The sequence below is a fragment of the Flavobacterium sp. WG21 genome (assembly GCF_000335775.1).
In the GTDB taxonomy this organism is placed as follows: Bacteria; Bacteroidota; Bacteroidia; order Flavobacteriales; family Flavobacteriaceae; genus Flavobacterium; species Flavobacterium tructae.
Genome location: NZ_AMYW01000021.1, coordinates 1 through 23,757 on the forward strand (window position 1 = coordinate 1; position 23,757 = coordinate 23,757).

General features: G+C 37.5%; 9 protein-coding genes and 1 pseudogene. 4 read left to right on the plus strand and 6 right to left on the minus strand.

Features of this window, described 5'->3' with window-relative positions; translation table 11 throughout:
* Positions 1-167: 167 nt before the first annotated feature.
* On the minus strand, positions 168-3,515 hold the full coding sequence (locus tag C245_RS23740) for a T9SS sorting signal type C domain-containing protein (RefSeq protein ID WP_017497380.1): 3,348 nt from the start codon (positions 3,513-3,515) through the stop codon (positions 168-170).
* Between the two features lie 365 nt (positions 3,516-3,880).
* Positions 3,881-4,354: a regulatory protein RecX gene (locus C245_RS0114760; RefSeq protein ID WP_017497381.1), complete on the minus strand. Its 474-nt coding sequence runs from the start codon at positions 4,352-4,354 to the stop codon at positions 3,881-3,883.
* A 238-nt stretch (positions 4,355-4,592) separates the two neighbouring features.
* Here C245_RS0114760 and C245_RS23745 point away from each other — a divergent pair, with 238 nt between their 5' ends.
* The 3 genes from C245_RS23745 to C245_RS23750 all read left to right on the plus strand — a co-directional run bounded on the left by C245_RS23745 (position 4,593) and on the right by C245_RS23750 (position 16,943).
* Positions 4,593-8,939 (plus strand): T9SS sorting signal type C domain-containing protein, encoded by a 4,347-nt coding sequence (locus C245_RS23745; protein WP_017497382.1) that lies wholly within the window; start codon positions 4,593-4,595, stop codon positions 8,937-8,939.
* 173 nt (positions 8,940-9,112) lie between these two features.
* Positions 9,113-12,973, plus strand: coding sequence for a T9SS sorting signal type C domain-containing protein (locus C245_RS0114775; RefSeq protein WP_232424368.1), 3,861 nt, complete (start codon positions 9,113-9,115; stop codon positions 12,971-12,973).
* A gap of 472 nt (positions 12,974-13,445) precedes the next feature.
* Positions 13,446-16,943: a T9SS sorting signal type C domain-containing protein gene (locus C245_RS23750; protein WP_017497385.1), complete on the plus strand. Its 3,498-nt coding sequence runs from the start codon at positions 13,446-13,448 to the stop codon at positions 16,941-16,943.
* A 17-nt stretch (positions 16,944-16,960) separates the two neighbouring features.
* On the opposite strand, the pseudogene C245_RS23130 reads toward C245_RS23750, so the two are convergent.
* The 4 genes and pseudogenes from C245_RS23130 to C245_RS0114800 all read right to left on the minus strand — a co-directional run bounded on the left by C245_RS23130 (position 16,961) and on the right by C245_RS0114800 (position 20,844).
* Positions 16,961-17,828: pseudogene (locus C245_RS23130) on the minus strand (cupin-like domain-containing protein).
* Between the two features lie 81 nt (positions 17,829-17,909).
* On the minus strand, positions 17,910-18,998 hold the full coding sequence (gene bioB / locus C245_RS0114790; RefSeq protein WP_017497387.1) for a biotin synthase BioB: 1,089 nt from the start codon (positions 18,996-18,998) through the stop codon (positions 17,910-17,912).
* A 171-nt stretch (positions 18,999-19,169) separates the two neighbouring features.
* Entirely contained in the window at positions 19,170-19,607 is a 438-nt protein-coding gene (locus C245_RS0114795; protein ID WP_017497388.1) for a hypothetical protein, read from the minus strand.
* Positions 19,608-19,914: 307 nt separating this feature from the next.
* On the minus strand, positions 19,915-20,844 hold the full coding sequence (locus C245_RS0114800; RefSeq protein WP_017497389.1) for a bifunctional riboflavin kinase/FAD synthetase: 930 nt from the start codon (positions 20,842-20,844) through the stop codon (positions 19,915-19,917).
* Positions 20,845-21,112: 268 nt separating this feature from the next.
* On the opposite strand from C245_RS0114800, the gene C245_RS0114805 reads away from it, so the two are divergent.
* On the plus strand, positions 21,113-23,737 hold the full coding sequence (locus tag C245_RS0114805) for a reprolysin-like metallopeptidase (RefSeq protein ID WP_232424369.1): 2,625 nt from the start codon (positions 21,113-21,115) through the stop codon (positions 23,735-23,737).
* The last annotated feature ends 20 nt before the right edge of the window (positions 23,738-23,757 follow it).

Sequence of the window (23,757 nt, forward strand, 5' to 3'; positions counted from 1 at the left end):
AGAACGAATTAACGAATTAACGAATTAACGAATTAACGAATTAACGAATTAACGAATTAACGAATTAACGAATTAACGAATTAACGAATTAACGAATTAACGAATTAACGAATTAACGAATTAACGAATTAACGAATTAACGAATTAACGAATTAACGAATTAACGATTACTGAAGCAATACTTTTCGGGTAACAGTAAAATCATTTGCTAAAGTTACCTTCACCAGTAAAACCTGATTGGCAGACGGTAAATTTTCAATTTGAAAGGCTGCACTGTTTAATTTATTTTTACTGTATAATTGTTTACCGGTAATATCAAAAACAACAACTTGTTCAATGTTTTCTTTTGATGAAGACACTTGAATGGTTTTATTTCTGGTCGAAATAAGAATGCCGTTTTCGATGTTTTCAAAATCGCCTGTACCTAAAGTTTTGCCTGGTTTATAGCGCAGAGTCAAACGTTCGGTAAAGGTACCGGCTTCGGTTTTAAAAGTATAATTGCTTTGCGTTAAATCATGAACAGTTCCTGTAGTTTTGTCTTCAATGTAAATGGTCTGATGGCTCATGTTTCCGTCTACTTCGTCAATTGCAACAGTAAAATCACCTGCAACTGTTGTGCGGTATCCTAATGGAACAAGATCAGCATCTGTAAATGGCAGAGCACGTCCCTGAATTACATATTTGTTTTTTTGATCCGTAGTGTAAAAATCCAAATATTGATTGCCATCAAAAGTTAGCCCATCGTAATTACTTTCAAAGTCATTGGTTGCCCCTTCAATGTAGCTTACTAGCAATTGTTTAAAAGCTCCCGTCGCATTGGTCATGTTTAGCCAAATGCGGTGTTTTTCTAAAGCTGCTACTTTTGACGTGTTTCCGGGTCTGAAAAACTGACCGTTATTCGATCCGCCCAATCGCATTGAATTATTAAACTTAACTTTTCCTGCAGCATTCGTTGTTACAAAGAAGGCTTGTCCGGCTGCTATGTTGCCCGTCGGTTTAGTGCCTTTGTCTTTTGCAGGATCATTATTGTGCTGTTTATCTGATTTTGCAGAAACTCCTCCACTAAGGTTGTATGAAGCATAATCATCAGCACTGTACTGATTACTTGCTACAGGTTTTGCCGGAGTGTTGTGCGTCCAGAAATAGAGCGTTCCGTTTAACATTGGATTCTCTTTTAAAAGCATATCAGCACTTAAAGCAGACGGATACGGATTTCCAATCAGGTGAGCTTTCGTAGCGGTTAGTGATTCTCCTTCCAGATCTCCATTGTTTGGAATTCCTTTGAAAGTTGCGGTAAATTCTTGTTTATTGGTATTGGTGTAATTCGATGGTCCTCGAATAATGTAGCCTTTTCCAACAATCATATTGCTTTCTCTATTGGTTCGTACCCATTGTGTGCCATCATTGCCATAATAAAAATTGGCAGGCGTAGAAGGCGAAACATCTACTAATTTTTGTGGAGTTACCGGAGTAGACCAATACAAGTAATCTTTTTGGAATATAGGTGGACTTGTACGGATGTAGGAAATACTTCCCGTATTCTTAGCATTGCTTTTTTGTATCAAATTGGAACTGTTTTCAAAAACTAAAGATCCGGAGTTTACGTCTATACTATTGGCAATAGTTAAGGTGACTCCTGATTTTATAGTTACCGTTGCTCCATTATCGATTGTACAGGAACATCCGTTAAGATCGGTTTCTGCAGTATAATTTCCTGTAAATTGAATTGGATCGTTTAGTGATGGTGTGCCGCCTGACCATTTAGTGCCATTCCAGACATTTCCGGGTAGGATTACAATGTCTGACGAATATACTCTTGTGCAATTATCATCGATGGCAAATTTATAAGTTCCGGGAGCTAATCCTGAAATTTCGTATGTGGTTCCGGAAGTTGTATAATTGTATACAGTTCCTCGTGACTCCAGTAATCTTCCTGATGCAGGTACATTTTCTAAAACAACACTTCCGCTTGGTGTAGTACAGGTAGGTTGTTTGATAGTCCCTACTGTTGGGGCAATATTTGCCTGTTTGGTGATCATAGCTTCTGAAATTGCAGTGGTTGCTGTTCCGCAGCTTGATGTTACTACCGCATAGTAATATAAGGTTCCTGATGTTGTGGATTGTGGAGTGTAACTACTGGTTCTGGCTCCATTTGAAGCTCCTAATGCTGTTCCGTTTGTGGTACTTGCAGCAGTATTGCTGAACCATTGATAGGTTACAGTTCCTGATGCTGTAGCGGTCACCGTTAAAGGTGTAAAGGCGTCGTTGAGGCATTTGGTTTGAGTAGCGGTCGACTGTGAGGTGATTTTTAATGATGGGTTAACCGTTAGTTTAGCAGTATTTGAGTTTGTGTTAGTATTGGCAGGACATGTGGTGGAGCTTCTTGCGACACAACGAACATAGTAGTCACTATAGGACAAAGGAAGGTTGGTCAAATTTAAGGTTGCCGTATTATGACCTGATACACCCTGAACCCCATTGGTATTAGTCCAGTTCGTTGACCCATTGGCAGAATATTGCCATTGGTAGGTTGCATTTGAGGCTGATGCGGTTACGCTAAAGGTTCCAGACTGACCTTCGCAGGCAACTAAATCCTGTGGTTGATTGCTAAACGTTAATCCTGATTGTACATTTACGGCTATACTGTTTGAGGCATTGCTTGGGCAATTATATCCATCTTTTGTTGTTGTTACCGTGTAGGTACCAGAAGTGGTTACGTTTATGCTTTGACCTGTTTCGCCATTAGACCACAGATACTTATCTTGCTTAGTTGAAGTAAGTGTAACACTGCCTCCCTGACAAAAAGTTGTTGTCCCGCTAGCTGTAATAGTGGGTCTGGGTGTTTTTTGATCGGTAATGTTGACATATTTGTATGCTGCATTATTGGTTTTACAATCATTAGATACGACAACTGTTATATTATCAGCACCGCTGCCTACAGTTACAGTAATGGAATTTGTGTTAGCACCTGATGTAATCGTCCATCCGGATGGTACATTCCAAACGTATTTAGTTGCATTTGCTACTGGTGGAATGGAATAAACTTGTCCAGTGTTTCCGGTACATTGAGGGTTAGCGCCTGAAATTATTCCAGTAGCGCCTAAAGCTTCATAAACAGTAACTTGTTTTTGAGCAGTTTTGATGACGCTGCAATTTGATTGTGTTACAGTATTGATTACGTTGGCAACTCCGGGAGCTTTCGCAGTGACTATTGCACGGCCGTCACTATCAGTTGAAACTTCTAAGATTGCGGAATTTGATGAGGACCAGGTTCCTTTCCATCCTGTAGACCAGAAAGTAGCTGAAACACCGACACATAATTTATCCGTATTACTTTCAATAGGTCCAGCTGTTGCACCAGAGTTACATTGTGCATTTAAATTATTAATGCTGATCAGGAAAATGAAAGTGAAAAATGCTTTAAAGTAAAGTTTTGAAGATCCGAAGACGTTTTTTATTTCTAATAGAAAATTAAAGGGAAAAAATAGGATTTTGGAAAGTAGAGTTCTCTTCATATTGAAATGTTTCTATACAATTTAGTGGTGCTGGTACAGGATAAATTTTGCCCGAGCAAAGATAGATACACATACGTGATTGGAAATATGAAGGTTTTTGGAACGGTCATTTAATCGACAAAATGTCAAAATAGTCGACAAAATGCATCTTTAGAAATGAGATTTTATGTTATTTCTTATAAATAACATTTTCAAAGTATAAGAAAAATCGCAAAACAACGCTCAAAACGATCCGATTTTTAGAACTATAAGTACAAAAAACGTCTTTTAAGTGAAAAATTTGCAAGAAAATTGAATGTGCGAGTGTGGTGATTTTGACGAAAAAAATCAAAAAGTAGTGAGGTTAAACCCGTGTTTTTTTTGGACTAGAATTCTTTTTCAAGTAAAGTAACTTTATCGTAAACAAGAAAACTCTCGTAGCCACGACGAAGCATATAATCGCAGAATTTTTTTCGCTTTTTTAGGGTGTTTTTTTCGTGGATGCTGTTCCAGCATCGTTCAGAAAGCTGCTCAAAAGTGGTCTCATATTCTTCTGCCGTAATTTCTTTTAAAGCCAGCGTAATATTGGTTGAGGAAATTTGTTTTGTCTTCAGTTCATTGCTAATTCGAATTCTGCCCCAGTGTTTCATGCGATGTTTTCCTCTGGCGAAGCTACAGGCAAATCGGGTTTCGTTTAAGAAATTGGTTTCAATCAATTGAACCACAATACTATCGATTTCATCGGCAGTCATTTTTAGGCTGTACAGTTTGGATACCACTTCGGCGTGACAGCGCTCCTGATAAGCACAGTAGTGTTCTAACTTCAGTAAAGCCTCTTTTGGAGTGCAGATTGAATTCATGGCTTTTTTCTTTCTTTTTAACGATTACGGCTAAAAATAGTCATTTAAATGTTAAAAACACAACTATTTTTTTTGTTTTTCTCAGAAAAGTCTTTTGTTAAAATGTTGTATATGTGGGGAATTATAATATTTTTGTACACAAAATTAACAGTTTGTTATAGTTCTGTCAAACAGGATTTTAACTTTAGCTTTTAATTTTATTGCCCAAAACAAATTTAAATAAATACCACATAGCCCCATGAATAGAAAACTACTCTTAAGTTTTGTATTGTTTTTTACGTATCTTATAAATTATGGACAGTGTAATTTTGGAGGGACACAATTCGGAAGTACAACATCTATTTGCTACAACAGAGAAGTATCTACACCAAATGTTGGAGGGGTTACCTTTTCGGCAGTGCCTGTGGGGCGATATGTATCTGTAAATGTTATACAGGGTTTAACTTATACAATTTCTGCTACAACAAATTCAACAGGTTTTATAAAAAGAATAACTTTGTTTAATGGCAGTAATACATCTTCTTATATTGGTTCGGCAGTTGCAGGGGGTAATAATAGTGCAGCAACACTAACCAATTGGCAGGCAACATTCACAGGAATACTTCATGTGCGATATACTAATGATTCCAACTGTTCAACTACTTCAGGTACGGCTTCTGATGTTTCTGTTATATTTACAGGAGGAAGTAATAGTGTAGATTCTCAAACCGCTCAAGGAACAAATTCGTGGATTGGCCACGTTTATGACTTTTCTAATGGGTCGGAAGTACCTGTACCGCCTTCTAATGCTGATGCTTTTGCTAATTATTTGGGTTCTTTTACTCAAGCAAATACTATTACAGGCAGTACAACTGCTTTCTCTCAGGGGTTTGGAGGAAATGATGTATGCTTTGCCTTTACTGCAGGAGGGACTTCGCAGAGTGTAAGAACCGATACATTTGCGATACGTTACCGAATGCGTTCGACATTAGCAGCAGGTTGTTATTTTGTTGGAATTACGGGTGATGACGGAGTAAGGCTTTATATAGATGGAGTACTGGTTTTAAACGAATGGAGCCAACAAAGTTCAGCGGCTTTCCAAAATGTATTGGTACGTTTGACCGGAAACAGTGATTTAGTATTAGAGTATTATGAAAAAAATGGTGGTAACGTATCTAATTTTACCATTACTCCTGCTGATGGTAGTGCAAATACAGTAACTCCTGCCACTTCAGCAGTTTGTGGAGGATCGACTACAACTCTTGATGGTTCGAATTATGCATATAATGGAGGAACAACCAATCCATCTATTAGATTTCAATGGCAATTTTCATCATCTGCTTCAGGACCATGGACAGATGCAACTACAGGAACTGGTTTTAATGCAGAAGATTATACTCCAGCTGCTATAACACCTTCTGTAGCAACAACGGTATACTATAGACGTAAAGTATCCGCAGCTTCAAATGCAGCGTGTAGTTACGACAGTAGTCCTGTTTCTATTACAACAAATCCTAGAGCAACCATTACAAATATGTCAGCTAATGCTTGTTCAGGATCCCCTTTTAGTGTTATTCCGGTTGATGGAACAAACGGGCTTGTACCGGCAGGAACTACATATACGTGGTCAGCCCCAACAGGACCAGCTACTGTAAGTGGTCGTGCAGCCAGTTCAGGTAATCCAACAAGTATAACCGGTACATTGACTACTACAGCAGCAACAACACAAAATGTGATCTACAATATTACGGCAACAACAGGAAGCTGTACAAGCACATTCCAATTAACAGTGACGGTATATCCTACTATAGGAGGTACAGTTACAGGTGATAGTACCGTGTGTGCAGGAACTAACAGTACAATCTTTAACTTAACCGGAAATACCGGAAGCGTTGTGAGATGGGAGTCATCAACGGATAATTTTACTTCTGTTATTACCCCAATAGCAAATACAACAACAAGTTTAACAGCAACAAATGTTAATGTTACAACATCTTATAGAGCTGTAGTACAAAACATGAGCTGTCCGTTGGTAGCTTCTTCAGCAGGAACGGTGACAATTAAAAATCCTGTAGCGACCGGAGTTACCATTTGTCAGGGAGGCACTGGCTCTCTAATGTCTTCAGCGACTTGTGCAGCTGTTGCTCAAACACCTATGACTGCCAGCAATGGAGGAGGAACATCAAATACTACTTCTTACACAGGTAGCGGAAATGTTGGTTTTACTATAAATTTTCCTGCTTTACCGGCCGGAGCAGTAGTCACAGCAACAAACCTTTCAATAAATTTTACCGCAAATAGTCCTTCTTATAGAAATGAGTTGTTGGTTAGAGTAACGCCACCTGTGGCTGTTGGAGCAGCACAAACGGATCTTCAGCCTTCTACTGCTGGTACTGCGGGTTCTGTTACTAATGCTTCATTAGGCACATGGGGAACAGGAAATCCGTCAGGTAACTGGACTTTTGCCTTTAAAGAATCTCTTGATGACAATAGCATTAATCCCGATGCAAATATTACAAACATTACTATTACGGTTAATTATACCTTACCGGCAACAATAGATTGGTATACAGTTGCTTCCGGTGGTACAAAAATTGGCTCTGGAGCTTCGTTCAATCCGGTTGGTATCGATTCTCGTCTCATGAACACCAATACAGTAGGTACAACCCCTTATTATGTGGCTTGTTCAGGTGATCCCGCTTGTAGAACGATGGTTAATTTTGTTATAAATGAGATTCCGGCAGCACCGGTAACAGTTACCGTTACACAGCCAACATGTACTGTTCCTTCTGGTAGTATTGCTTTAAGTGGATTACCTTCAGGTGGAACTTTAACAAGATCACCAGGAGCGGTCGTAGTTCCGTATTCCGGTACAACCGCAACAGATACGAATCTTGCAGAAGGAAATTATACTTATACAGTAGCAAATGCGACCTGTACATCAACGGCAACGACGGGTACTACAATTAATATGCCTCCCGTAGTAGCTACCTACAGCTCAGGAGGCTGGAGCAGCCCGCCAGCCATAGATAAAATACTTGTTTTTGCAAGTGACTATACTTCGGGAGGAGATATAAATGGATGTTCCTGTACAGTAAATTCAGGTGTTAATGTGGTGATATCATCTGGTAATACTTTAAAGGTTACCAATTCTGTAACAACTAATGGTCAGTTGACTTTCAAGAATACAGCGGCTTTAGTACAAACCAATAATGTAACCAATACAGGCGATATTACTTATGAGCGAACCACTCCTCCTATATTGTTAAAAGATTATGTGTATTGGTCAACTCCGGTAAGCCCACAAAGATTGGTCGATCTTTCGTCTTTAACGCCTAGCACTATGTATTATGGTTTCGATGGTACACAATGGGTTCGAACGCCTAGGACTGATAATATGGTGGTAGGTAAAGGGTATATTATTCGTGCTCCGTCCAATTATTCGAATAGCTCTAAGACAGCCTATCCGGCAAGTTTTAAAGGAGTTCCGAATAATGGAAATATAGAAACAGAAATGTTGGCTTCAGGAAAAAGTTATTTGATAGGGAATCCTTACCCGTCTGCTTTAAGCGGAGAGAGATTTGTTTCAGAGGGCATAGAAGGGTTTATAAAAACAAATGAAAATGTAATAAATGGTACCCTTTATTTCTGGACGCACAACACACCTGCAAAACCTGTAGCAAGTAATCAGTACAGTGCAGATGATTATGCTTCATTCAATTTGACAGGAGGAACAGCAGCGAGATCGGATGTAGATTATGGCTCTGGAGGCGGTGTTAAACCAACTGGAGAAATTGCGGCTGGACAGTCATTTTTTCTAACAACTAAGGCTGCAGGAAAAATATTGTTCACCAACGCAATGCGTTTAGGGGCGGTTGATAACGGTCAGTTTTTCAGACCTGCAAATACTTCAAGAAAAACTACTATCGAAAAGAATCGTATTTGGTTAAACATGACCAGTACAACCGGGGCCTTCAAACAATTATTGTTAGGGTATATTGAAGGTGCAACCAACAATTATGAAACCCTGTATGACGGGTTAACTCTTGATGGTAACCAGTATTTGGATTTTTACAGTGTAAGTGATGCAAATAAATTTGTAATTCAGGCACGTGCCTTACCTTTTACAGATGCTGATATTGTTCCGCTAGGTTACCGAACTGCTGTTGCAGGCGATTTTACAATTGCAATAGACGAGGTTGATGGTAAAATGGCCAATCAGAAGATTTATGTTGAAGATAAAGCAACCGGAGTTATTCACGATTTAACACAAAGCAATTATACTTTTAAAACTGAGATTGGTAACTTTACTGAACGTTTGGTATTGCGTTACACCGATAAAACTTTAGGTGTCGGAGATTTTGAAAACCTTAAAGACGGGATCTTAGTTTCTATAAAAGACAAAGTAATTGCGGTACAATCTTCGCAGGAAAATATTAAGGAAGTTACAATATATGATGTGTCAGGTAAAATGCTTTACAATAAAAAGAAAGTAGGTAATACAGAATTGCAGATTCAAAACCTACCATCTTCAAATCAGGTTTTATTGGTTAAGGTTACTTTGGCAAATGATTTTACAACGACAAGAAAAGTTATTTTTCAGTAAATCATAAATAAGAGTTCATTTCAAAAAATCCATTCCGTTTTTCGGAGTGGATTTTTTTTGTATTGGAACTAAGGTTTCCCAAATATCACTAAAAGTAGGTATTGCAGATTTCATATAGAGTGTTTATTTTTGAGTTAATTCTTACAAATAAATAAACACCTGGATTTCTTATTTTGATAAAAAATGTAATTCTTTCCCTGTTTTTGGTGGTCTATCTCTATGGTCCGGCACTTTGCGCTCAACAAGGCAAGGTGGATATTTCTTTTAATACAGATGATGATGGAAAAAAGGGAGATGGTTTTGACAATGTAGTACGAACGGTATCTTTACAGTCCGATCAAAAACTTTTGGTCGGAGGTGATTATTTAAACTTCAATGGAGCTCAATGTCAATATTTAACCCGTTTAAATCTAGATGGTAGTATCGATGAAACCTGGGACACAGGGACAGGTTTCAATGGGAAAATTTATACAACCTGTATTCAACTGGATGGAAAAATAATTGTAGGCGGTAGTTTCACTTCTTTTAATGGAATCAGTTGTGGAAGACTGATCAGATTGAATATTGACGGTTCTTATGATGCAACATTCGATACTACGATCGCTGTTAATACGGGTATTATTTATAACATTTGTTTGTATGATGACGGAAGAATAATTATAACCGGAAGTTTCACTAAATATAATAATATTGTCGTAAACAGAGTTGCCTGTGTCTTACTCGATGGCAGTTTGGATTCTTCTTTTAATACAGGTTTGGGGTCTTCAGCAAATATTACAAATGCAAATATTATGTCCGATGGTAGAGTTTTACTAACGGGTAATTTTTCAGTTTTTAATACGATCGCGGCCAATAGAATGGTTTGTTTAATGCCAAATGGTAAAGTTGATACTGGTTTTAATACAGGTTCCGGTTTTAATGAAGATGTGAATGCAGTTGTTGTCCAACCTGATGGGAAAATTATTGTGGGAGGGAAATTTACAAGTTATAACGGTTTGCTTGCAAATAGAATAGTAAGATTGAATCAGGACGGTACTATAGATAATGGCTTTGTAACCGGAACCGGTTTTAGTGGGGATGCAGTCCAAATTATTAAAAACGATTTGTCCGGTAATATTATGGTCGGAGGTTCATTTACGGGCCTTTATAATGGAGCGGCAGTTAACCGAATTTGTTTGTTGAATTCAAGTGGAAGTCTTCAAACAAATTTTGATGTTGATTCAGGTCCGGGATCGGGATCAATTTTGACATTAGCGAATGATAGTGAAAATTTCTGGTATGTTGGTGGCTCATTTTCAGTTTTTGATAATCAGAATCAGGGAAGATTAGTTAAAATTAGCAATAACGGAGAGCGCGAAGAAGCATATTTATCAACAGGAGTCGGTTTTGATAATTCCGTTTTAAAAGTACTGCCCTTGTCAGATAAAAGTACGGTCGTAATGGGAAATTTCCAAAAGTTTAATGGAAACTTTAGTTCAAGAATAGCTCGGGTTTTAGCAGATGGATCCTATGATACAACTTTTAATTCCGGACAATTAGGGGCTAATAATATAATAAAATCCGGTGTCTTACAATTGGATGGAAGGATTATTCTTGGTGGAAATTTTACAAAGTATAATGGAACTGCTTTCAATAGAATCATTCGAGTCTTGCCGGATGGAGCAATAGATAATACATTTAATGTAGGCTCGGGATTTAATGGTCAGGTTTACAGTATTGCAATTCAACCCGATGAGAAAATAATTGTTGCAGGAAATTTTACAAGTTATAACGGGACACCCGTTGGAAGAATAATTAGGTTGTTACAAAGCGGTTTACGAGATCTTAGTTTTGATACTTACGTTGGTGCTGATGGAATTATCGAAGTAATAATAGTTCAATCTGATGGAAAAATCTTGGTAGGAGGGCGATTTGATAGTTTTAATGGAAATTCATCCCATAGATTAATTCGTCTTAATTCTACAGGAAGTATTGATTCTGATTTTAGTGCAGGGACAGGTTTTGATAAAAATGTTTATGCAATTGGACTCCAGTCTGATCAGAAGATAATAGTGGGAGGCTCATTTTTAAGTTACAATGGAATTCCGCAAAAAAGGATTGCTCGTTTGAACGCAGATGGGAGTCTGGATTCTTTTTTTGATAGTGGAGCAGGCTTTGATAAAGGAGAAGTTCGCAATATTTTAATTCAGCCGGACGATTGTATTTTGGTGGGAGGAACTTTTTCCGGGACTTATAAATCCAATACTGCTCTACGGTTAATACGTTTGCAAAAATCGGGAGAATATGATATTTCATTTAAAAGTGAGCTTAACAACAGTCTCTTTACAATGGGTTTTACTGTAGATCATAAGTTGATTATTGGAGGAAACTTCAACTCCATATCGGGGATTTCAAAACACAGGATTGCCAGAATCAAACTTTGTTTAGACGGGACAGTTTGGGATGGTAAAAGTTGGTCAAATGGTTTTCCGTCAGTGGCAAAAGCAGTAGAGTTTAGAGGAAATTATGAGAATCTAACCTCTTTAAATATATGCAGTTGTTTTATTGATGAAGGAAAACAGGTTACACTTTTGACCGGAAACACTTTAGGAGTAGAATTTTCGTATACGGGTAAAGGGATATTAGTACTGGAAGATTCGGCTAGTTTCTATCAGTCTGATGATGATGTAGTGAATACGGGTATCGTTTATTTAAAAAGAAATTCAACGCCTATACGAAAATCGGATTATACGTATTGGTCTTCGCCGGTAAACCTGCAAAAATTAATAGATGTATCTCCTAAATCACATTTGGAAAAATTCTATTCATACAATTATGATGACAGAAATTGGAAAAAAGAAAACCCTGTAAATTATATGTCTGCCGGAAAAGGATATATCATTCAGGGGCCACAAGATTATTCTGAAACCGAGCCTTTAAAATTCGAAGCAACTTTTAAAGGAATTCCTAACAATGGTAGAATTGAGATTAAGTCAGGTGTAGCCGATACTTTTAATTTAATTGGTAATCCGTATCCCTCTGCCCTTGATGGAGATGCTTTTTTATTGGCAAACAAATCAAAAATCAAAGGCACACTTTATTTTTGGACGCATAATACACCAATTACTAAGTATAAATATACTTCGGATGATTATGCCGTTTATAATTTACTCGGCGGTGTAGGAACAAGAAAATCCGAAACATCCGGAATTAATGAAACAGTTCCCGACGGGACGATCGCCACGGGACAGGCATTCTTTACCAATAGTAAAGGTTCAGAGACAGTAGAGTTTATAAATAGTATGCGGGTTGTAGGTAGAAACGAAAGATTCTTCAAACAACCAGATAGAAATACAATGACAGTATTTAAGAACACAATTGAAAGATATCGTATTTGGCTAAATTTTGATAATAGTGAAGGAAGTTTTAAACAAATCCTGATTGGTTATATTGATGGAGCTACAAATCAATACGATACAGATTATGATGCAGAATCACTGAATGGTAACCCGTTTGTTAATTTTTATAGTAGGATTGAAAGTAAAAAATTGGTAATTCAGGGAAGAGCATTGCCTTTTATTAAAAACGATTCGATAACACTTGGTTATGAAACTGCTATTGCAGGAAAATTTAATCTTAGTATCGATCATGAGGATGAGTATTTTAAAAAAGAGAATGTTTTTTTAGTAGATAAAAAAATAAAAAAGATACACAATTTGAAGCAGGGTGCTTATTTGTTTTCGAGTGATGCAGGAACTTTTAATGAGCGATTTGTACTGCTTTTTACAAATGAAACTTTAACGATCAAAGATTTCTCGGAGAATAATCCGGAGATATTCATTTCTGTTCAGGATAGAGTTGTTAAGTTAATTTCGACTCAGGAACTGATTAATGAAATAACCGTTTTTGATATTTTGGGCAAACAATTGTATCGAAAAGAAAATATTGAAAATCTGGAGTTTCAACTGCCAAAATTCAATTCTTATCATCAGGTTTTAATTGTAAAAATTAAATTTGGAGACAAAAAAATAGTGACAAGGAAAATTTTACTTTAAATGTCTGTTTTAAAGGAGTAATCGTTTTGGATCATTTTAATGTAATATTCAGAGCGTAAACCGCCATGTTTACTGGTAAAATGCTGTTTTTGATTGTGTTAAAAAAAGTTATAAGTGTTAAATTCTCACAATTAAATCGAAAATATTTAGTTTGAATGTAAATAAAATCGTACCTTGTTGCTGCTTTACGATTCAAATACTTAAAAGCCTGTTAAGTTAATTTTTATCATTTCTTATTGAAGCTTATAAAATAGAGTGTCTATACTCTTTACCTGCCTAAAATACTGATTGCTAATTTAAATGCCCCGATTAAATGAAACAAAAAGTACTCTTCACTTCAACATTTCACTTGTACTATCAGGATTAGTCTATCCTGTTTCGGCGTTTTATTTTTTGAGGTATTTAGAAATTACTTCAATCCGATTTTTGTCTGATTGAGAAGTTATGTTTTTAAATATTAAAAAATACCACGATGAGAAAATATTTACTTACACTTCAGTTATTTGCATTGCCTTTATTTTTTTATGCACAGACTAAAACAGTCTCTTTTTCAAGTGTTGGAACAAGTAGTTTTTATGTTCCTGCAGGTGTATCATCAGTAACTATGAGTGCCTGGGGAGGTGGTGGAGCCGGAGGTGGCTCGACGGTTCCAGGTCTAAGTTTACAAAGAGCTGCCAGCGGAGGTGGAGGTGGTGCTTTTGCAGGCGGTACTTATTCTATGAACATCGCTATTCAAACTACCTTATCGATTACTGTTGGTAAAGGTGGTGCAGGAGCTTTGTCAGGTAATGGAGGTGCTGGTGATAATTCATCGATTACAGGTTATTTAATTGCATTGGCAGGAAATGGAGGGATTGTCAATAATGGTACAGTCACCAATCCGGCAGGAGGTGCCGGAGGATTGGCTTCCGGATCTACAGGAGCCACTAAAGTCGACGGAGTAAGCGGTGGAGCCGGTGAGACACTTTTACCTGCTGTAACCGGAGCTGGTGGAGCCGGAGGTACTAGCGGAGCTGATGTTGGAGGTGCCGGAGGTGCGAGTATTACAGGCTTACTAGCCAATAGTAATGGTAATCCCGGAACTCAGCCCGGAGGTGGCGGGAGTGGTGGAAAATCGGCACTTTTAGGTTCCGCTTCAGCAGGGGGAGCCGGAGGCACCGGAAAAGTTGTGATTGTTTATACCTGTCCAACTTATAGCCTGACAAGTATATCAGCCTCGACCGTAAATATTTGTACCGGAACATCATCAACAATAACCCTAAATGGTAGTTTACCAGTAGGAGTATATAGCGTTGCTTATCAGGTAGACGGAGTAACTCAGACACCGGTAAGTATGACTGTAAGTACAAGTGGAACCGGTACTTTTACAGCTCCCGGATTTTCAGCTTTAGGAAGTAAAAGTTTAACAGTTACATCTTTAACTTCCGGAACAAGTGGCAATGCTGCCGATAATTGTGCTTCAACCATCAGTGCAAATAATACTGCTTCAGTAAATGTAACATCATCCGGGACAGCCCCTGTTGCTTTAGCAGGAACCGGAGCAACCTGTACCCAGATTACAGCAAATTGGCAATCTGTTTCGGGATCAACTTATTACACATTGGATCTTTCGACAGATATTAATTTCGGAAGTTTTGTTGGAACCTATAATGGTTTGAATGTTGGAAATGTTTTAACGGTAAATATTACAGGTTTAAGCAATGCGACTACGTATTATTACAGAGTTCGAGCATTTAGCGGTACCTGTTTGAGTGCTTATTCGAATACCATAACTTACAAACCTGCTGTTTCTCCTGGTAATGTTGTATTGCAGGCAGCCACTAATACTTTGTGTACTTCATTTACGGCAAATTGGAGTGCGGAGGTTAATGCCGTGAGTTACTTATTAGATGTGTCACTTGTCAGTAATTTTGCAAGTACTGTCTCAGGTTATAATGCTCTTGATATAGGAAATGTAACGACCTATTCAGTGACCGGACTGACTACAGGTACAACCTATTATTACAGACTCAGATCAAAGAATGGTTGTGGAACCAGTGCTACTGGTACCGCAACAGTACAAAATATAACGACGACTACTCAGCCAGGCACACCACTTAATGATCCGGTGGTTCAGCCCACCTGTGATGTTCTGACCGGAACGGTGGTTTTAAAGAATTTGCCAAACAGAAACGATTATACAATTACTCAAACCGGTACGTTCTCCAATACTTATTCGGGAGGAGTAGGTGCCGATTGGACTAAATATACCATTACAGGTCTGGCTCCCGGTACTTATAATTTTACGGTACAATATCCAGGCACCTGTGCTTCTTTGTCATTGTCGGGTATTGTTGTAAATGCTTTAGCAACGAATACCTATACCATTGCAGGAGGATGGTCGCTTGGAACGCCAACAACAAGCCAGAATGTTGTTTTTGCAGATGATTTTTCTTCGTCCGGAGATGTGAATAGCTGTGGCTGTACGATAAATGCCGGAAAAAAAGTAACCATAAATAGTTCAAATACGTTAACAGTTAGGAATGCACTAATTGTGGATTCGGCAGCGGGAACGGCTTTGACTTTTAAAACCAGTTCAAGTCTGGTTCAGGTGAATAGCGCAGTTAATTCTGGAAATATTTCGTACGAGAGAACAAGTCCGGGAATTCTAAAAAAGGATTATTTATATTGGTCCACTCCGGTAAATCCACAAAGATTAATCGATCTTTCGTCCGGAACAGCAGTGACAAAGTATTTTGGTTTTGATGGGACACAATGGGTCGTTACCGATAGAACAACTAATATGGTAGTGGGCAAAGGTTATATTATTCGTGGCCCGGAGTCCTATTCCAATACGGTTAAAGTAGCTTTTACCGGAATTTTTTCAGGGGTTCCCAACAATGGAAATCTGGAAGGAGAATCGTTGAGTTCAGGAAAAAGTTATTTAGTAGGTAATCCTTATCCATCTGCTTTAAATGCCGATGCCCTTTTAAGTGCTAATAGTCTACTGGGCGGAACAATCTATTTTTGGACGCATAATACACCTGTACAACTAACCTATACAAATCAGTACACCACTGATGATTATGCTTCTTATAATTTAAGTGGAGGGGTTTCAGCAAAATCCGATCCGTTGCACAGTGGCATTCCGGCAAATGATAATGGAATTAAGCCAACAGGTAAAATAGCAGCCGGACAATCCTTTTTTGTGACTACTGTAGCAGCAGGAAAAGTACAGTTTAACAATTCAATGCGATTAGGTGGTACCAATAACAATCAGTTTTTTAAAGCTGAAAGCGCATCAAAGGAAACTACTTTGGTAAAAAAACGTATCTGGTTAAACATGACCAATACGTCAGGAGCTTTTAAACAATTGCTGGTAGGATATATAGAGGGGGCGACTAATGAGTATGATAGTAATTATGACGGAATCAGTTTTAATGCGAATCCTTATCTTGATTTTTACAGTGTAGCAAACGGAAACAATTATGTCATTCAGGGTAGAGCTTTACCTTTTGTTGATACTGATATTGTTTCCTTAGGATATCGTACGACAATCGCAGGTGATTTTACTATTTCAATTGATGAGGTAGATGATAGTATGAGTGAACAGGCTATTTATATCGAAGATAAAACAACTGGAGAAGTTCATAATTTAAAACAGAGCAATTATACTTTTACAACCGCAGTCGGAACCTTCTCAGACCGATTAGTGTTGCGTTATACCGGAAAAACATTAGGGATCGACGATTTTGAAAACACAAATAACGCTGTTGTTGTTTCTGTTAAAAATAGAATAATAAATGTGTCATCAAAAGAACAGCTTAAAGATATTTTTGTTTATGATGTGTCGGGGAAACTGCTTTTCAGCAAAAGTAAAATTGGGAATAAAGAGTTTCAAATACAAAATTTAGTATCAGGTAATCAGATGGTACTGGTAAAAGTGATTTTGGAAAATGATGCTACAGGAACTAAAAAAGTAGTGTTTTAGGAATAAAAAGAATGTTATTAAGAGCTTTTTTGCAGATTTTCATTGGTATTCCGGATTGCTTTTTCATTCTTATAATCGATCCATTTTTGACCTTTGAATTTACGCATCATGATATCAAAATAGCGCATAATAAAAACATTGTAAAAGGCTTTTGAAAGGTTTGTAATGTTTTTAGGAAAAGCTCTCAGGCTCATCGAGAACCCTGGGGTTAAATATTTCATGTAATGCCAGTATCCTTCGGGCATGTACAGCATTTCGCCATGTTTTAAATTGGTGATAAATCCCTGTGTATTTTTTAGTGCAGGAAATTTTTCATAGTCAGGGTTATCAAAATCAATGTCTTCTCTTGAAATTAAGGCATGTGGTACCTTGTACATGTATTTGGATTGATCGGGAGCAAAAAGCATGCACTGTTTTTCTCCGTGAAAATGAAAATGTAAAATATTGGAGTAGTCAATGTCGTAATGCATGAACACCCGCGCATTTTCTCCGCCAAAAAACAGCATTGGCATTTGTTTGACCAAATTTAAGCCAATATCCGGCCATAAAAAGTCCTCTTTTAATAGCGGAACTTCTTTCATCAGATTATAAAGAAAAATGCGGTAGTTAGTTGGTTTTGATTCCAGAAGATGAATGTAATCACTCATTTTCATAGTCGTATGAGCTTCGTTAAAACCATCTTCATGATTTACAGGTCTGTCATCGTATAGAGGAACGATAATGTTTCCGGCAATTTCGTTGATATAGGATAATTTCCATTTGTGATAAGCTGGCCAGTCTTCGGTCAATTCTTCAACAACTACAGGAATTTGATTTTTCACATACTGGGAAATAAAATCAGCCTTTGAGATTTTTTTTTACCCTTTCGATTTGTTTTAACTTCATCTCTATTAAATAAAAAAATTGCTTATAACACATGTTATAAGCAATTTAAAAATATTTATCGAGATTTATGAACTCTTTTTCTTAAATTTTTGATTTGGCCGTAGCTTCAAGATTTCTTTCAATAGTGTGTCCCGGTCTTGACCATTTTGGTTTTTCTCCCAGAGGAACAAACTGAGAATCAGCTGCCTCAACTGTTTTAGGTTGTGAAACTTTTGTAAATGGTTTTTGCGGATTCAATCCTAACATTTCAAACATCTTCATGTCTTCATGAACATCAGGGTTTGGTGTCGTAAGCAGTTTATCACCTGCAAAAATAGAATTGGCACCTGCAAAAAAGCACATTGCCTGTCCTTCACGGCTCATGTTAGTTCTTCCTGCTGATAAACGAACCTGTGTATCGGGCATTACAATTCTTGTTGTAGCAACCATACGGATCATTTCCCAGATCTCAACCGGCTTTTCTTCTTCCATCGGGGTTCCTTCAACAGCTACCAGCGCATTAATTGGCACAGATTCCGGTTGAGGGTTTAAAGTAGAAAGCGCTACAAGCATTCCGGCTCTGTCTTCGATACTTTCTCCCATTCCAATGATTCCTCCACTGCAAACCGTAACATTCGTTTTACGAACATTTTCGATAGTTTGTAAACGGTCTTCGAAACCACGGGTTGAAATAACATCTTTATAATATTCTTCAGAAGTATCTAAATTGTGGTTGTAAGCATATAAACCTGCTTCAGCCAAACGCTGCGCCTGATTTTCGGTAATCATACCTAGGGTACAGCAAACCTCCATGTCAAGTTTGTTAATGGTACGAACCATCTCTAAAACCTGGTCGAATTCTTCACCATCTTTTACATTTCTCCAGGCAGCTCCCATACATACACGTGATGATCCACTGGATTTTGCGCGTAAAGCCTGTGCTTTAACCTGGCTAACACTCATTAAGTCGTTTCCTTCAACACCCGTGTTATAACGTGCAGCTTGTGGGCAATATCCACAGTCTTCCGGACAGCCTCCGGTTTTGATCGAAAGTAAAGTAGATACCTGAACTACGTTAGGATCATGTTTTTGCCTGTGAATTGTTGCTGCTTCATACAGCAAGTCCATCATAGGTTTATTATATATGGCAATTATTTCGTCTTTTGTCCAATTGTGTTTTGTAATGCTCATTGATGCAGTTTTTTGATGCTCCAAAAGTAGTTAAATAGTTCCAATCAACCAATGCCCAATCCTGTAAATGAATATTTGACAGCTATTTTCAAAAAAGAAACACTCTAAAATCATATAATTTTAAATTTTTATGATTTTAGAGTGCTATTTAGTTTGATTTATTTTGAAAAATTAATCGGCTGCATATTTGTTATTCCAGTACAGCATCATCATCAAGGTGACGATTACTGACGAGGCAATTCCTTCAAAGAGTAAGCAGATGCAATAAGTTGGTACCGAAGGATTTCCGCCAAACATAAAAGTTTCCGAAAGTGTTTTTACATAAGCATCTCCGCCTCGCGCATAACTGTAAACTAACAGTCCAAATACACTTAGCGCCACACCTACTACAGAGGTTGCCATTGCCGAGACTGCATTGGATACAAAATTAGTTTCACCTTCATGAAGATTCATTCGCATGGTTTTATTCACACCGTAAAATATAAAAAAGACATTTAGGGTTCGCAGATAGAATAAATGAGCCAAACCTAATACGTTCATCAATAAAAAGTAAATTCCAATTCCAAGGAAAATCAGAAAACCGTTGGTAATTTCTTTAGGTAATTTCATAATGGTTATTTTTAAAGAAGTTAATAGCAAATATTTGATAAACAGAGTTCTATGTCAAATTTACTAAAAAAATAACTACGATGATTTAAAAAGGGTAAAAAGTACGTCCGATCATATCATCGCAAAAAGAAACGATGAATTTTTATGGTAGCACATAGAAACATTAGGTATTAATGCTCAGAAATGGTAGGATGAGAAGAAAAGACTTTCTTTTACATTTAACCAGCGAAACACCTTTTTAAGTTTATAAAAGGCTGTTTTCTATGTCTTAGAATGATTTCAACTCACAGGTTGAGGTAATGCTATCCTAAATTTTGTTTAAAAATGTGAGAGCATTTTTTCTGTCCAGATGCAATTGTTCTTTTAACAAATCGACGGAGCCAAATTTTTGTTCGTCCCTCAGGTATTGTAATAACGAAACCTGAATCTTTTTACCATAAATATCTGCATCAAAATCAAAAAGATTCACTTCGATGGTTTGTTTTTGCCCGTTAACAGTTGGATTAAAACCAATGTTCATCATTCCGGAAACTTCCTTTTGGTCGATCAAAACTTTTACAACATATACGCCGGCTTTTGGAATCAGTTTATATTCATCATTAATTTCGATGTTAGCCGTTGGAAAACCAATAGTTCTTCCCAGCTGTTTTCCCTGAACAACTTCACCGGATAAAAAGTAGTTATAGCCCAGATAATCATTTGCCAAAGACATATTTCCTTCGTTGAGTGCTTTTCTGATTTTGGTTGAGCTTACAGAAACGTCCTGAATTTCCTGAGCGGAGATTTGCTCAACTTCAAAACCGTATTCATGACCGAAAGCGATTAAATCATCAATATTAGCCGTTCTGTTTCTGCCAAAGCGATGATCATGACCAATAATTATTTTCTGAATATGAAACTGATCTACCAGAATGGAATGTACAAACTCTTCTGCAGTTAGTCTGGAGAAACTTTCGTTAAAAGGATGAATGACCAGATTTTCGATTCCGGTTGCCTCCAGGAGTTTTGACTTTTCAGTGATAGTATTTAAAAGTTTTATTTCCGATTTTTCCTGTAGTATCATTCTTGGATGAGGAAAAAAGGTAAGCACTAAACTTTCATACTTTCCATTTTCAGTGTTTTGGGTAATGCGTTCCAGAATTTTTTTATGGCCAATATGTACACCGTCAAAAGTTCCAAGAGTTAAAATTGTTTTCTTGGTTGACTGAAAATCGTTTATAGAATGAAAGAGCTTCAAAACAAATAATTTAAGATGGTGCAAATTTATACTATTCTATTTTAAATTTAATGCTTAGCGTAATTGATTTTTTACCCTTAAACCGTTAGTTTTTGTGAAAATGGAGTAGTCTATAAATTTAAAACTATATAATTGTCTCTAATAAGTGTAAGATTTTGATTTAATTCGCGTAATTTTGATATACTTTTATATTTAGAATATGAGAAAAAACCTATTTTTTTTATTTTTCATTTTTTGTAGCGCAAGTATGTATGCCCAAAATGATGGCTTGTGGCAGAAAGTTGATGCTGTTTCGCTAAGCAAGAGAGGGATTACTTCTGAGCCGGGGCGATTGTATTATAAGCTGAATTCGGATTTTCTGAAAGCAAAACTAATTGCTACTACCGCTAAAACAGCGAAAAATAGTTCGACAGAAATTACATTCCCCAATTCGGGAGGTGTATTGGAACGTTTTTCTGTTTGGGAATCTTCCAATTTTGAGCCTGAGTTACAGGCAAAATATCCGGAAATCAGAGCCTATGAAGGACGCGGTTTAGACGACAAGACAGCGAAGATTTATTTTAGTGTAGCACCAATTGGGGTTCAGACTATGGTACTTCGTACAGATAAACCATCAGAATACATCGAGCAAAATCAGGAAGACAAATCGTCCTATGTTTTGTTTACCAAAAATGATGCAGCTTCAAAATCGCGTTTGACTTGTAAGACAACAGATGTACCAGAAAATAAAAGTACTTCTTCTACGGCAAAATCGGCAGCAAACAATAAAGTTTTCAAAACCTTTAGACTGGCATTGTCTTGTACAGGTGAGTACACCGCTTATTTTGGAGGTACAAAAGCAGGTGCATTGGCAGGGATGAATGCTACTTTAGCACGAGTAAATGCTGTTTTTAATAAAGACCTTGCTGTAAGAGTGGTTTTAATTGCCAATAATGATGCTGTAATTTATACAAATGGATTAACAGATCCTTATTCTAACCCAGACAGAGGAACTTCTAAAGATCCTTCAGATGGTAATGATTATTGGAGTAAAGAAGTTCAAAGCACTTTAACAAGTGTAATTGGAGAAGCTAATTATGATATAGGACATTTGTTTGGGGCGTCCGGAGGAGGAGGAAATGCGGGCTGTATTGGCTGCGTTTGCGATAGTCCGACACCGTCTGATGCAATGGGGAAGGGAAGTGCCTATACATCACCGGCAGACCAGAAACCGGAGGGAGACAACTTTGATATTGATTTTGTTGCTCATGAAATGGGACATCAGTTTGGAGGATATCATACTTTTTCTTTTGATGCATCAGAAAGAACAGGCCTAAATGTTGAACCGGGAAGCGGATCAACTATAATGGGCTATGCAGGAGTGTCTAAGGGGTATGATGTTCAAAATCATTCAGACGATTATTTTGCTTACGCCAGTATTCTTCAAATCCAGAATAGGTTGTCCGGAAAGAATTGTCCTGTTAGTGCATCCATAGCAAATAATCCTCCAGTAGTTGATGCTGGTGCGGATTACACAATTCCTGTTAGTACACCGTTTGTATTAACTGGTATTGGTTCAGCCGTTGCTGGTGTGACCTATACCTGGGAGCAATTTGATAGTGCGTCAGATTCATCAACTGCAAACAGTAATAGTACCGCTTATCCTGAAAAACCCAATGGGCCCCTATTTAGGTCTGTACGTCCGGGGAGTTCACTTGTTCGTTATATGCCCGAGTTGAATACAGTACTTTTGAACAAGTTAACCACAACTTGGGAGTCGGTTTCTTCTGTTGCAAGAACATTGCATTTTACCCTGACTGCAAGAGACAATGGAGCATCGGCAGTTGCACAGACGAACACTGATACAATGATTGCAACGGTCGTAACTAATGCCGGACCATTTACTGTTACTTCGCAAAATACAGATGACGTTAGCTGGCCAATAGGATCGAACCAAACTGTAACATGGGCAGTGAATAATACCAATACATTACAGGGATCTTCGGCAGTTAATATCAAGCTATCAACAGATGGAGGTCTGACATTTCCAGTGATTTTAGCCTCAAACACACCGAATGACGGTTCGCAAACCGTTCAGATTCCGACCAGTGTAACTGCTTCAACAAATTGCAGACTTAAGATTGAGCCAACAGCAAATATTTATTATGCTTTAAATAGTAAGCCGTTTGCAGTGGGGTATACTTCAACGACAACTTGTGACTCTTATAGTTTCGGGAATGCTTTTGCTATTCCTCCCGGAAATTCTTTCACTTCTAAAACGGTAAATGTTCCGGCATCAACCGGAACGATTTCCGATGTAAATGTTTTGGTTAATGTAACGCATGATAAACTTTCAGATTTCGAATTGCAAATAGTAAATCCGCAGGGTACAGTGGTTAATTTATATGATCGTAACAGTTGTGGCGGAATAAATTCTACTTTGGCTCTTCAGTTTGACGATGCCGGAGTTGCTTTAGATTGTTCTAAAACTACAAGTCAGATTGTTGTTCCGATTGATTTATTGAGTGTGTTTAACGGTCAGGATCCTAAAGGAACCTGGAGTTTTAGAGTTCGCGATGCAGTTACGGGTAATTTTGGAACTATAAACTCAGCTTCATTGAATATTTGCAATAAAACGTTTGTTTTAGGAGAGATTGATATTGAAAATGTAGCGTTTACTTTATACCCGAATCCGAACAGAGGAAATTTTACCATTCAGTTTAGTAGTGATTCCATCAATAGAGTTCAGGTTTATGTGCATGATATTCTTGGCAGGCAAGTATATTTTAACTCTTTTGATAAAACGCCTTATTTTAATCAAAATATTCAATTAGCAGGAGCTACAGCAGGGATGTATCTGGTGACTGTAATAGAGGGGGAGCGCAGAACGGTTAAGAAAATAATCCTATACTAGAGAAAAGATAAATTTTAAAA